The organism is Rhodococcus pseudokoreensis (assembly GCF_017068395.1).
Classification (GTDB): domain Bacteria; phylum Actinomycetota; class Actinomycetes; order Mycobacteriales; family Mycobacteriaceae; genus Rhodococcus_F; species Rhodococcus_F pseudokoreensis.
In genome coordinates this window covers 5,900,049-5,912,486 of the sequence record NZ_CP070619.1, presented here as the reverse complement: position 1 = coordinate 5,912,486, position 12,438 = coordinate 5,900,049, and the positions used below count along the sequence as shown (strand labels likewise).

The 12,438-nt window shown below is 68.5% G+C and carries 11 protein-coding genes; 9 read left to right on the top strand and 2 right to left on the bottom strand.

What is annotated here, in order from left to right; translation table 11 throughout:
* The first annotated feature begins 80 nt into the window (after positions 1-80).
* From JWS13_RS32160 to JWS13_RS32120, 9 genes are all read left to right on the top strand, one after another.
* Positions 81-746: a fasciclin domain-containing protein gene (locus JWS13_RS32160; RefSeq protein ID WP_206009361.1), complete on the top strand. Its 666-nt coding sequence runs from the start codon at positions 81-83 to the stop codon at positions 744-746.
* Between the two features lie 165 nt (positions 747-911).
* On the top strand, positions 912-1,559 hold the full coding sequence (locus JWS13_RS32155; RefSeq protein ID WP_206009360.1) for an alpha/beta hydrolase family protein: 648 nt from the start codon (positions 912-914) through the stop codon (positions 1,557-1,559).
* Positions 1,552-2,892 carry an NAD(P)/FAD-dependent oxidoreductase gene (locus tag JWS13_RS32150; protein ID WP_206009359.1) on the top strand — a complete coding sequence of 447 codons (1,341 nt, stop codon included), beginning with the start codon at positions 1,552-1,554 and terminating at the stop codon, positions 2,890-2,892. Before JWS13_RS32155 ends, JWS13_RS32150 begins: the two co-directional genes overlap by 8 nt.
* A complete protein-coding gene (locus tag JWS13_RS32145; protein ID WP_206009358.1) occupies positions 2,889-3,629 on the top strand; it encodes a DUF1365 domain-containing protein in 741 nt (246 codons plus the stop codon). The genes JWS13_RS32150 and JWS13_RS32145 overlap by 4 nt, the downstream gene beginning before the upstream one ends.
* Entirely contained in the window at positions 3,626-5,029 is a 1,404-nt protein-coding gene (locus tag JWS13_RS32140) for a class I SAM-dependent methyltransferase (protein WP_206009357.1), read from the top strand. Before JWS13_RS32145 ends, JWS13_RS32140 begins: the two co-directional genes overlap by 4 nt.
* Positions 5,026-6,378, top strand: a complete 1,353-nt coding sequence (locus JWS13_RS32135) for an SAM-dependent methyltransferase (RefSeq protein ID WP_206009356.1) — start codon at positions 5,026-5,028, stop codon at positions 6,376-6,378. The genes JWS13_RS32140 and JWS13_RS32135 overlap by 4 nt, the downstream gene beginning before the upstream one ends.
* Positions 6,375-7,175 carry a DUF1295 domain-containing protein gene (locus JWS13_RS32130; protein ID WP_206009355.1) on the top strand — a complete coding sequence of 267 codons (801 nt, stop codon included), beginning with the start codon at positions 6,375-6,377 and terminating at the stop codon, positions 7,173-7,175. Before JWS13_RS32135 ends, JWS13_RS32130 begins: the two co-directional genes overlap by 4 nt.
* A 98-nt stretch (positions 7,176-7,273) precedes the next feature.
* Positions 7,274-7,852, top strand: a complete 579-nt coding sequence (locus tag JWS13_RS32125) for a sigma-70 family RNA polymerase sigma factor (RefSeq protein WP_206009354.1) — start codon at positions 7,274-7,276, stop codon at positions 7,850-7,852.
* Positions 7,845-8,582, top strand: coding sequence for an anti-sigma factor (locus JWS13_RS32120; protein ID WP_206009353.1), 738 nt, complete (start codon positions 7,845-7,847; stop codon positions 8,580-8,582). Before JWS13_RS32125 ends, JWS13_RS32120 begins: the two co-directional genes overlap by 8 nt.
* Before the next feature lie 50 nt (positions 8,583-8,632).
* Here the strand turns inward: JWS13_RS32120 and JWS13_RS32115 are convergent, their stop codons facing one another.
* Together JWS13_RS32115 and pyk are read right to left on the bottom strand one after the other, a co-directional pair.
* Complete coding sequence (locus tag JWS13_RS32115; RefSeq protein WP_206009352.1) at positions 8,633-10,813, bottom strand: malate synthase G; 2,181 nt, start codon at positions 10,811-10,813, stop codon at positions 8,633-8,635.
* A gap of 135 nt (positions 10,814-10,948) precedes the next feature.
* Positions 10,949-12,421: a pyruvate kinase gene (gene pyk, locus JWS13_RS32110; RefSeq protein ID WP_206009351.1), complete on the bottom strand. Its 1,473-nt coding sequence runs from the start codon at positions 12,419-12,421 to the stop codon at positions 10,949-10,951.
* Between the last annotated feature and the right edge of the window lie 17 nt (positions 12,422-12,438).

Sequence of the window (12,438 nt, the reverse complement as noted above, 5' to 3'; positions counted from 1 at the left end):
GACCCATCCGCTTCGGGGACTGCTCCGAATGCCTGTCGATGGTGCTCCCCCGCACCCACACCGGAGAGAGGCAATTTCTGATGAAGATCACCACACGAGTCCTGGCAGTCGCCGCGAGCACGTCGCTGGTCCTGCTGGGCGCGGCGTGTTCGTCGGACGACAGCGGCTCGTCCAGCAGCGGCTCCGCTTCGGAGGCGATGACGTCCGAGTCGATGTCGTCCGGTTCGATGACCTCGTCCGCGATGGCCGATCCTGCCGCCAACCTGGTCGGTCCGGGCTGCGCCGAGTACGCGAAGACGGTGCCGGACGGTGCCGGTTCGGTCAGTGGCATGGCGCAGGATCCGGTTGCGACGGCCGCGTCCAACAACCCCATGCTCACCACGCTCACCGCCGCGGTGTCCGGTCAGCTCAACCCGCAGGTCAACCTCGTCGACACGCTGAACAGCGGGCAGTTCACGGTCTTCGCGCCGGTGGATGCCGCGTTCGCGAAGGTCGACCCGGCCACGATCGAGACCCTCAAGACCGACCCGGCCCTGCTCACCAAGGTCCTGACGTACCACGTGGTCCCCGGCCAGATCGCGCCGAGCGACATCGCCGGCGAGCACACCACCGTCGAGGGCGGCACGGTCACCGTCACCGGTTCGGGTGACGACCTGAAGGTCAACGACGCAGGCGTCATCTGCGGCGGCGTCCAGACCGCCAACGCCACGGTGTACATGGTCGACTCCGTCCTGATGCCCCAGTAGGCACCCACGTCTCGAGGTTTCACCGCGCCCGGCGGCATCGGTTCCACACCGATGTCGCCGGGCTGCCCCACGTGAGCGGGAAAGCGTGATCCGGCACGCTTTCCCACTCACGTGCGGGTGCCGGGGTCCGCCCATCCGATTCAAAGTCAGCTCCGAATAATTGATATGGACAGAGGCTCACCGACCGCCCCGGCATACGTGCTCGTACTGCCCGGCGGCAAACCACGCAGTCAGGATCCGTCGCGCTGCTGGCACCTGTCGAACCTGCGCATGATCTGGTTGGCCCGGTCCCTGCGGTCGACGCTCGGACCCCACGGCATCGCCGTGCAGCGACTGCAGTACCGGGTCCGCGGATGGAACGCCCCCGAGGCCAGCCCGGTGCACGACGCCCGGATGGCCCTCGAGCGGGCCCGACTGCGGTTCGGGGACGTCCCGGTCGCCGTCGTCGGGCATTCGATGGGCGGCCGCGTAGCCGCGCATCTCGCCGGCCTCGACAACGTGCGGGCGATCGCGGCCCTCGCACCCTGGTGGCCCGAATCCGACGGCGATCTGGTGCCCGCCGACCGCAGTCTGATGGTCGCGCACGGAACCGCCGACCGCTGGACGGACCCCGTCGCCTCCCGGGTCCAAACCGAACAGGCGCTGGCGCGCGGGGTGAACGCCTCCTGGCATCCGCTCTCCGGAGCCGGCCACTTCATGCTCACCCGGCCGCGGTGGTGGCACCGCATCACCGCCGACTTCGTTCTCGACGCCTTCGCCGCAGAAGGTGTCGTCGCCGCACCGACAGACCGGAAAGCAGGTCGCCATGCATGATTCGGAGAAGCTGGAACGCAGGAACGTCGCCGTGATCGGCAGCGGCGTCGCGGGGTTGACCGCCGCCTACGTTCTGTCGCGCTACGACCGCGTCACCCTCTACGAGTCCGACGCCCGTCTCGGCGGCCACGCCCACACCCACCACCTGACGCTGGACTCGGGCACCGAGGTGGATGTCGACACCGGCTTCATCGTGCACAACGACCGTACCTACCCCACCCTGCTGCGGCTGTTCGCCGAACTCGACGTCGCCACCCAGGATTCCGACATGTCGATGTCGATCCGGTCCGACGTGACCGGGCTCGAGTACGCGGGTGCGAAAGGCCTGCGCGGGCTGTTCCCGACCACACGCAACCTGGCCCGGCCGCGTTACTGGCGCATGCTCGGCGAGGTCCTCCGGTTCCACCGGTGCGCCCGGACCGTGCTCGACACCCCGGCCGGCGAGTCGGGCGGGCAGGAACCGCTGGGTGAATTCCTGGGCCGCAACGGTTTCAGCCCGTACTTCGTCGAGCACTTCATGACCCCGCTCGTCGCGGCGGTGTGGTCGTGCGATCCCGCGACGGCCGCGCAGTACCCGGCCCGCTACCTGTTCACCTTCCTCGACCACCACGGAATGCTCACCGTCTTCGGTTCACCCACCTGGCGCACCGTGACCGGCGGGTCCGCCCGCTACGTCGAGAAGGTCGCGGCACACGTCGACGAGATTCTTCTCGACACCCCCGTGCAGCAGGTGGAGCGCACCCCGGACGGCGGCACGTGCGTGGTCGACGGCCGCGGCGACGTCCGGTACTTCGACGCCGTCGTGGTGGCCGTGCACCCGCGCCAGGCGCTCGCCATGCTCGGCGACGCCTCCGATCTCGAGGCGGAGATCCTGGGCGCCATGCCGTATTCGGTGAACCACGCACAGTTGCACACCGATGAGTCGCTGCTGCCCCGCGCCGAGCACGCCCGGGCCTCCTGGAACTATCTGACTCCCGCCGACAGCACCGACGCGGCCGGTGTCGTCGTCACCTACGACATGACCCGGCTCATGCGCCTCGACACCGTGCGCGACCGGCGGTTCCTCGTCACTCTCGGCGGGCAGCACCTCGTCGACCCGTCGAAGGTCGTGGCGGAGATGACGTACGAACATCCCGTGTACACCCCCGATTCCGTCGCGGCGCAGTCGCGGTTGCGCGAACTCGGTTCCGGCACGTTCGCTTTCGCCGGCGCCTACCACGGCTGGGGGTTCCACGAGGACGGGGCGCTCTCGGGACTGCGCGCCGCCGAACGCATCGGCGGCTCGTGGGATGCGCGGACGGCCCGGCCCCACGAACGGGAGACGGTGTCATGACCGCGCCGGCGATCTACTCGACGAGGATCCGGCACGCGCGCACCGAACCGGTCCGCAACAGTTTCGAGTACACGAGCTACAGTTGGTACGTCGACGTGGACGCCCTTCCGCGCCTCCCCCGGTGGCTCGGACCGTTCGCCCGATTCCGCGCCGCGGACCACTTCGAACCGGATCCTGCCGCCGCCGCGGACACGCTGCGCAGCAGGGTGGATGCGTTCCTCGCCGGGCACGGAGTCGACCTCCGCGGCGGCCGGGTCACGGCTCTGGTCAACGCGCGGGTGCTCGGCTACGTGTTCAACCCGCTCAGTGTGTACTGGTGCCACGACGCCGACGGCAGCCTGCGATGCGTGATCGCCGAGGTGCACAACACGTACGGTCAGCGGCACGGCTACCTGATCCGGCCCGACGGCGACGACCGCGCCGAGGTGGACAAGCAGTTCTACGTCTCACCGTTCAACGACGTGAGCGGCCGCTACGACATGCGGTTCCCCGAGCCCGGCGACACGCTCTCCCTGAACGTCGTTCTCCACCGGGACGGGCACGGACCGTTCACCGCGACGGTGCGAGGGACGCGGCAACCGGCCACCAGCCGAACCGTTCTGAGGACTCAACTACGCACTCCCCTGGCACCTCTCGTGGTGTCGGCTCGTATCCGCATCCAGGGAATCACGTTGTGGGCCCGTGGACTCCCCGTCATGGCCCGGCCCGACGGCCGTCAGAAGGAGACAGTTCAGTGAGAAGGAACAAGGACATCGACACGGACGGGTCGCCTGCCGTGAACACGGCCGACGAGGGGTTCATCGACGGGGAGTTCACCGTCGAGGACCCGCGGATCGACAACCGGATCTGGCCCGGGCTGGCCGACGTGCCGACCGGTGTGCGTGCCGCGGCGTCGGCGAAGGTCGCCGACCGGCTGTTCCGCCGCGCGGCCGCCGACCTCGACGTCCGCATCGAGTATCCCGACGGCGCCCTGGTGGGGGCGCGCCGGGAGCAGGAGATCCTGCCCCGCATGATCATCCGCAATCCCGATGCGTTCGCCCGTAGGGTCGGAACGAGTGGCCTGATCGGATTCGGCGAGTCCTACATGGCCGGCGACTGGACGTCGCCGGATCTCGCCGCGGTGCTCAGCGTGTTCGCCTCCCGGATGGCGACGCTCATTCCCCGCCCGCTGCAGCGGTTGCGCGCACTGTATGTCGCCAAACACCCCGCGCAGGAACGCAACACCGAGCAGAACACCCGCTCGAACATCTCCCGGCACTACGACCTGTCCAACGAGATGTTCGAGACGTTCCTCGACGAGACGCTGACGTACTCGAGCGCGCTGTTCCCGTCGACACCGACCCGTGTGGGGCAGGTCCGGGACGTGACCGTCCTGCGGGCGCCCGTCCCACAGGTCACGCCGAAGTGGGACGACTTCGCGGACGCGCAGCGCCGCAAGATCGATCGGCTGCTCGACGAGGCCGGCGTCGGCGCGGGCACCCGGTTGCTCGAGATCGGGACCGGCTGGGGCGAGTTGTGCATCCGGGCGGCGGAACGCGGCGCCGTGGTCCGCTCCGTGACGCTGTCCAGCGAGCAGCAGAGCCTGGCCCGCCGCCGCGTCGCCGAGGCTGGACACTCGGACGCCGTGCAGATCGACCTGCTCGACTACCGCAACGTCGACGGCGAATACGACGCCATCGTGTCCGTCGAGATGATCGAAGCGGTCGGGCACCAGTACTGGGCCACCTACTTCCGGGTACTCGACAAACTCCTCGCGCCGGGCGGAAGGGTTGCGCTGCAGGCGATCACCATGCCGCACGACCGGATGTTGCAGACCCGCAACACCTACACCTGGGTGCACAAGTACATCTTCCCCGGCGGATTCCTCCCGTCGACCGAGGCCATCGAATCCGTCACCGCCGAGCACACCGGGCTGCGGGTGCGGGAACGCCTGAGCATGGGACAGCACTACGCGGAGACGCTGCGGCTGTGGAAGGAGCGGTTCGCCGCACACAGCGCGCAGGCGGAGGAACTCGGATTCGACGAGACGTTCCGCCGGATGTGGCATTTCTACCTCTGCTACTCGGAGGCCGGGTTCCGCTCCGGCTACATCGACGTCCAGCAGCTCGTCCTCGACAAGACGGGAGCACGACCGTGACCGTTGCCGCCGAACTCGACAAGGCGTTGCGTCCGCTCGTCCGCGGCGAACTGCCCGTGCACCTGACCGCGTGGGACGGCAGCACCGCCGGCCCGGCGACGGCGCCGAGGGTGGTGCTGCGCAGTCCCGACGCCCTGCGCCGATTGCTGTGGAGCCCGGGCGAACTCGGGGCGGCGCAGGCCTACGTGACCGGTGAGATCGACGTCGAGGGCGACCTGGGCGAGGCCCTGGCCCACGTGTGGGCGGTGGCCCGCGAGCGTGGGCTGAGCGGAGTGCGGCCGAGCCCGTCGACCATCGCGAAGGTGCTGCGCGTCGCCGCGAAACTGGGCGTCGTGGGCGGCCCCCTCCCCGCACCCGCCACGCAGGCGAACATCCGCGGCCGGCTGCACAGCGTGCTCCGCGACCGCGCCGCCATCAGCCACCACTACGACCTCTCCAACGATTTCTACTCGATGATCCTGGACCCGCAGATGGCCTACTCCTGCGCGTACTTCACCCGGAATGCGCCAGGCGCACCACATGATCCGGACTACCGGCTCGAGGACGCGCAGCGGGACAAGCTGGACCTGGTGTGCCGCAAGATCGGACTCGAACCCGGCATGCGGTTGCTCGACGTCGGCTGCGGCTGGGGTTCGCTGAGCCTACACGCCGCATCCGCGTACGGCGCCCGGGTCGTCGGGGTCACGATCTCCCGCGAGCAGAAGGCCTTCATCGACGACCGGATCGCCGAACGCGGGTTGCAGGACCGCGTCGAGATCCGGCTGCAGGACTACCGGGAGGTCCCCGACGGGCCGTTCGACGCCGTCGCTTCCCTCGAAATGGGTGAGCACGTGGGCGAGAAGAACTACGCCCGGTACGCGCAGGCCCTCTACGACAACGCGAAGCCCGGTGCGCGGGTGCTGATCCAGCAGATGTCGCGCACCGGACGCCATCCCGGCGGCGGCCCGTTCATCGAGTCGTTCATAGCTCCCGACATGACCATGCGTCCGGTCGGCGAGAGCGTCGCGTACCTCGAACGAGCCGGGCTCGAGGTACGCGACGTGCATGGTCTTCGCGAGCACTACGTCTGGACCGTCGACGCGTGGCTGGAGCAGTTCGAGTCCCGCTGGGACGACGTCGTCGCGATGGTCGGGCTCGAGATGGCGCGGGTGTGGCGGCTGTACCTCGTCGGCGGCGGGATGAGCTTCGCGCAGGGCCGCATGGGTGTCGATCAGATCCTGGCCGTGAAGCCGACCGCGGCGGGTCAGTCGCTGATGCCGGCCGCCCGGGTCGATTCCACCCCCGCGGTGCAGGTCGACTCCACCCCCGCGGTGCGGGTCGATTCCACAGGTTCCGGCGTGCTCCGATGAACGGGTTCGACTGGTCGGATTTCGGCGCCGTCACCGCGGCGAGCCTGCTCGTGCTCGCGGTCCTGCAGGCCGCGACGTTCCTCGTCGGCCGCAGGATCGGACGCTACAACGTCGTCGACGTGACGTGGGGCCTCGGCTTCGTGCTGGTGGCGCTCGTGGCCGCCGTCCTCGGCGACGGCGACGCGCTCCGCCGGTGGCTGATGTTCGTGCTCGTCGCGGTGTGGGGTCTGCGGCTGACCTGGCACATGTACACCAAGTCCGCCGGGAAGGGTGAGGACCCGCGGTACGAGGAGATGCTCGACCGCGCCGGCGGCGACTCGCCGGGCGTCGTCATCAGGAAGATCTTCCTCACCCAGGGTCTCGCGCAGTGGTTCGTCTCGCTGCCGCTGCAGGTGTCGGCCGTGCTCGGTCCGGCATCCGGAGTCGGCGCGGTGGCCGTGGTGCTCGGTGTCCTGCTGTGGGTGATCGGCGTCGTGTTCGAATCGGTCGGCGACCACCAGTTGAAGACGTTCAAGGCCGACCCGTCCCACAAGGGCGAGATCATGGACGTCGGGCTGTGGGCGTGGACGCGGCACCCGAACTACTTCGGCGACTCCTGCGTGTGGTGGGGGCTGTGGCTGATTGCGGCGAGCGTGTGGCCCGGCGCCGTCACCGTGCTGTCCCCCGTGGTCATGACGTATTTCCTGGTGTTCGCGACGGGAGCGAGGCTGCTCGAGAAGTCGATGTCGCAGCGCGCGGGCTACCCCGAATACCAGCAGCGAACCAGTTACTTCCTTCCCCTGCCGCCGAAGCGGTGAGCACCGTGCCGGCATCGCTCGCCCCTCCCCGGGTCCTGTCCTGGTCACATCGGCCGCAGCCTGCTATTAGGCTTTGGATTGATGAACGGAATGGGCCGATGACCGGCGTCGACAGGGACACGGAGAACGTGACGCTGACGGCGTTGCTGGCGCGTATCGCGCGCGGCGAGCGGGATGCGTTCAGCGACTTCTACGAACGCACCAGCGCGCGGGTGTACGGCATGGTGCTGCGGGTGCTGCGCGATCCCGGATACAGCGAGGAAACCACGCAGGAGGTGTACCTGCAGGTCTGGAACAACGCGGCGAAATTCGATCCGAAGCAGGGGTCGCCGCTGTCGTGGCTGATCACCCTCGCCCACCGCCGCGCCGTCGACCGGGTGCGGTCCGAGCAGTCCGGATCCGAACGCGAAGCCGCCTACGGCGCCTCGAGTTGGTACGGACCGTTCGACGCGGTGTCGGAGGAAGTCACCCGGCGCGGCGACACCAGCGACGTCGTCGACTGCCTCGGCACGCTCACCGAAGTGCAGCAGCGGACCGTGGTCCTCGCGTATTACGGGGGGCTGACCTACCGGGAAGTGTCGGAGCGGTTGTCGGTGGCACTTCCCACGGTGAAGTCACGAATTCGAGACGGATTGATCAGGCTCAAGCAATGTCTGGGGGTGCAGTTCGATGGATGAGTCCCAGCACGACATCCTCGACCTCGCTCAGGTGTATGCACTCGACGCCGTCGACGATCAGCAGCGCCTCGAGATCGACACCGCGATCCAGAGTGCACCGCCGCATGTTCGCCTGGAGTTCGACAACGCTGTGCGCGGGGTGCAGGAGACGATGGCCGCCCAGTCCGCGTCCACCGCGGTCGACCCACCCGACTACCTGCTCGGGCGCATCCTCGAAGCCCTGCCCGGCACCGCCTCGGCACCCGCGCCGGTGGCTCTCGACGAGGTTCGTGCCCGCAGACGCAGGCGTCTCCTCGGCGCTCTCAGTGCGGCGGCCGCGGTGATCGTCCTCGCCGTCGGTGGCATCACCGTCGCCCAGCAGTTGCAGAGCGACGAAACCCAACCCGTGCCCGCGCAGATCCTCGCCGCCGACGACGTTCGCACGGCGGCAGCGCCGATCGCCGGTGGCGGTTCGGCGACCGTCGTGTACTCCAAAGACGTCGACGCCGGACTGCTGGTCATGAACGACGTCCCACCGCCCGAGCCCGGTTCGGTCTATCAGATGTGGCTGCTCGGGCCGTCCCACGAACCGGTGTCCGCCGGGATCATGGAGGCCGACGACGTGGCACCGTCGACGACCGCGGTCGTGAACGACATCGATCAGTCGACGGCGCTCGGGTTCAGTGTGGAACCGCCCGGCGGTTCCACCCAGCCCACGGGCGACATCTTCGCGACGGTGAACCTCACCTGACACGTGAGTGGCAAAGTGTGCTCCCGCACGCTTTGCCACTCACGTGGGGGTCAGGCGTTGGCGGCTTTGTATTCGCGGCGGCGGCGGTGCAGGATCGGTTCGGTGTAGCCGGAGGGCTGCGCGGTGCCGTCGAGGATGAGTTCCTTCGCGGCCTGGAACGCGATGTTGGTGTCGAAGTCCGGGGCCAGCGGCCGATACGTCGGATCACCCTCGTTCTGCCGGTCCACCACCGGCGCCATCCGCTGCAGCGAGGCGACGACCTGGTCGGCGGTCACCACATCGTGCCGGATCCAGTTCGCCAGCAACTGGCTGGAGATGCGCAGGGTGGCGCGGTCCTCCATCAGCGCGACGTCGTGGATGTCGGGGACCTTGGAGCAGCCGACGCCGGCGTCGATCCACCGGACCACGTAGCCGAGGATGGACTGGCAGTTGTTGTCGAGTTCCCCCTGCTTCTGCTGCTCGGTCCAGTCGGTGTTCGGGGCGAGGGGGATGGTGAGGATCTGCTCGAGGGTGGCCCGCGGCGCCCCCTTGAGCCGGTCCTGGACGGCGAACACGTCGACCTGGTGGTAGTGGGTGGCGTGCAGGGTGGCCCCGGTCGGGGACGGCACCCACGCGGTGTTCGCGCCGGCCTTCGGGTGGCCGATCTTCTGCTCGAGCATCTCGGCCATCAGTTCGGTCATCGCCCACATGCCCTTGCCGATCTGCGCCTTCCCCTGCAGGCCGGCGGCCAGTCCGACATCGACGTTCCAGTCCTCGTAGGCGGTGATCCAGGTCTGCTGCTTCATGGCGGCCTTGCGGATCATCGCCCCGGCCTCCATCGAGGTGTGGATCTCGTCGCCGGTGCGGTCGAGGAACCCGGTGTTGATGAACACCACCCGCTCGGCGGCTTCGTGGATGCAGGCGGCGAGGTTGACGGTGGTGCGCCGTTCCTCGTCCATGATCCCCACCTTCAACGTGTTGGCGGGCAGGTTCAGGACCTGTTCGACGCGGCCGAACAGTTCGGTGGTGAACGCGACCTCGTCGGGGCCGTGCTGTTTGGGTTTGACGATGTAGATCGATCCGGTGCGGGAGTTGTCCAGCGGCCCCGACGCCTCCGACCGGGTGAGGCCGTGGATGGCGCAGAGGGAGGTGAGCAGGGCGTCGAGGATGCCCTCGGGGACCTCGGTGCCGTCCGGGTGCAGGATCGCCGGGGTGGTCATCAGGTGCCCGACGTTGCGGACGAACAGCAGCGACCGCCCGTGCAACGTCAGGTCGGTGCCGTCGGGGGCGGTGTAGGTGCGGTCCGGGTTCAGCCGGCGGGTGAACGCCTTCCCGTCCTTGGTCAGCTCCTCGGTCAGGTCACCGCGGTTCAGGCCCAGCCAGTTGCGGTAGCCGATGACCTTGTCGTCGGCGTCGACGGCGGCGACGGAGTCCTCGAAGTCCATGATGGTGGTGACCGCGGATTCGAGGACGACGTCCTTGATCCCGGCCCGGTCCGTCTGGCCGATCGGGGAGGTGGGGTCGATCTGGATGTCGGCGTGCAGGCCGTGGTTGCGCAGCAGCACGCTGGTGGGGGTGGCCGGGTCGCCGAGGTAGCCGACGAACTTGCCGGGGTCGGCCAGGGCGGTGACGGTGCCGTCCGCCAACTCCACCCGCAGGGTGTCCCCGTCGACGCGGTAGCCGGTGGCGTCGGCGTGCGAGCCGCCGGTGAGGGGGGCGGCGGTGTCGAGGAAGGTGCGGGCCCAGGCGATGACCTTGTCGCCGCGGACCTTGTTGTAGGAGGTGCCCGGCTGCGCGCCGCCGTCCTCACCGATGGCGTTGGTGCCGTACAGGGCGTCGTACAGCGACCCCCAGCGGGCGTTGGACGCGTTCAGGGCGAAGCGGGCGTTGAGGACCGGGACCACCAGCTGCGGGCCGGCGGTCGAGGTGATCTCGGTGTCCACGTTCGCCGTGGACACCTCGAACGGGGCCGGGGCGGGCACCAGGTAGCCGATCGAGGCCAGGAACTGCCGGTACTCGGCCGGGTCGGGGGTGCCGGTGTGGTCGCGGTGCCAGCGGTCGATCTGCGCCTGCAGCTCGTCGCGGGTGGCGAGCAGGGCCCGGTTCTTCGGCGCCAGGTCCTCGAACACCTTCACCGCACCCGACCAGAAACCGTCGACGTCGATCCCAGTCCCCGGCAACGCCTCCTCGTTCACGAAGTCGTAGAGCACCTTCGCGACCTGCAGACCGCCGACCTCAACACGCTCAGTCATGAAATGACTCACCTTCCGCACTTGGCAAAACTTCCACGATGCGAAAACACAGTTTCGTATCTTGACATAGAGAAAACCGTGTCCATCGAGTTCTGTCAATAGCGGACGGCCGTACGGTTACAACTTCACATCCGTTCAGTGGTCTTCCTCGCCGATTCGGTGGACGTGGATCAGGTTGGTCGAGCCGATGGTGCCCGGCGGCGATCCCGCGACGATGACGACCAGATCGCCCCGCTGGTACCGGCCCAGGCCGAGGAGCGCGTGGTCGACCTGGTGGATCATCTCGTCGGTCGATGCGACGGGGTCGACGAGGAACGTCTCGGTCCCCCACGTCAGCGCGAGTTGAGCACGCACTTCCGGGAGCGGGGTGAACGCCAGCAACGGCAACGGTGTGTGCAGGCGCGCCATCCGGCGCACCGTGTCGCCCGACTGGGTGAACGCGACGAGGGCCGCGGCGCCCAATCGTTCCCCGATGTCGCGGGCCGCGTAGGACAGGACCCCGCCCTTCGTGCGCGGCACGTGCCCCAGCGGCGGAACGTGCGTGGACTTCTCCTCCACCGCGCTGATGATGCGGCCCATGGTGCGGACCGTCTCCATCACATGCTTGCCGACGGAAGTTTCGCCCGACAGCATCACTGCGTCGGCACCGTCGAGAACGGCATTGGCCACGTCGGACGCCTCGGCGCGGGTCGGCCGCGAATTCTCGATCATCGATTCCAGCATCTGCGTCGCGACGATCACGGGTTTCGCGTTCTCGCGGGCGACCTGGATGGCTCGCTTCTGCGCGAGCGGCACCTGTTCGAGGGGCAGTTCGACGCCCAGGTCGCCGCGGGCGACCATCACCGCATCGAATGCGAGCACGATCGCGTCGAGGTTGTCGATGGCCTCCGGTTTCTCGAGTTTCGCGATCACGGGGACCCTGCGGCCGACCCGGTCCATCACGGCATGGACGAGTTCGATGTCGGCCGCCGACCGCACGAACGACAGGGCGATGAGGTCGACACCGAGACGCAGTGCGAACTCGAGGTCGGCGATGTCCTTGTCCGACAGGGCCGGAACGGACACGTCCATCCCCGGCAGCGACACCCCCTTGTTGTTGCTGACCGGACCGCCCTCGGTGACCCGGCACACCACGTCGTTGCCGTCGACGCCGGTGACTATCAGTCCGATCTTGCCGTCGTCGACGAGCAACCGGTCGCCCGGCCTGGCGTCCTCGGCCAACTGCTTGTAGGTGGTCGACACGCGGTCGTGAGTGCCCTCGCATTCGTCGACGGTGATCCGCACGACGTCGCCGTCGGCCCAGACGGTGCGGCCTTCCGCGAAGCGCCCCAACCTGATCTTGGGCCCCTGGAGGTCGGCGAGGATGCCCACCGCCCGGCCGGTGCAACCGGATGCGTCGCGCACCCGGTGGTAGTTCGCTTCGTGATCGGTATGGTCGCCGTGGCTGAAGTTGAGCCGGGCGATGTCCATTCCACAGTCGACGAGTTCGCGGATGCGATCGCCGGTGGCCGTCGCGGGCCCGAGGGTGCAGACGATCTTCGCGCGCCGGGCCGACGCAGTGCCCTGCCGGCCGACCACCAGGATATCTTCGGAAACTGTTGCTGTCATAGGATTTTCGATTCCGT

Excerpts from the sequence above, each read along its gene's own strand:
- JWS13_RS32130 (WP_206009355.1), top strand. The coding sequence starts at position 6,375 with ATGAACGGGTTCGACTGGTCGGATTTCGGCGCCGTCACCGCGGCGAGC.
- JWS13_RS32120 (WP_206009353.1), top strand. The coding sequence starts at position 7,845 with ATGGATGAGTCCCAGCACGACATCCTCGACCTCGCTCAGGTGTATGCA.
- JWS13_RS32145 (WP_206009358.1), top strand. The coding sequence starts at position 2,889 with ATGACCGCGCCGGCGATCTACTCGACGAGGATCCGGCACGCGCGCACC.
- JWS13_RS32155 (WP_206009360.1), top strand. The coding sequence starts at position 912 with ATGGACAGAGGCTCACCGACCGCCCCGGCATACGTGCTCGTACTGCCC.
- JWS13_RS32115 (WP_206009352.1), bottom strand. The coding sequence starts at position 10,813 with ATGACTGAGCGTGTTGAGGTCGGCGGTCTGCAGGTCGCGAAGGTGCTC.
- pyk (WP_206009351.1), bottom strand. The coding sequence starts at position 12,421 with ATGACAGCAACAGTTTCCGAAGATATCCTGGTGGTCGGCCGGCAGGGC.
- JWS13_RS32125 (WP_206009354.1), top strand. The coding sequence starts at position 7,274 with ATGACCGGCGTCGACAGGGACACGGAGAACGTGACGCTGACGGCGTTG.
- JWS13_RS32160 (WP_206009361.1), top strand. The coding sequence starts at position 81 with ATGAAGATCACCACACGAGTCCTGGCAGTCGCCGCGAGCACGTCGCTG.
- JWS13_RS32150 (WP_206009359.1), top strand. The coding sequence starts at position 1,552 with ATGCATGATTCGGAGAAGCTGGAACGCAGGAACGTCGCCGTGATCGGC.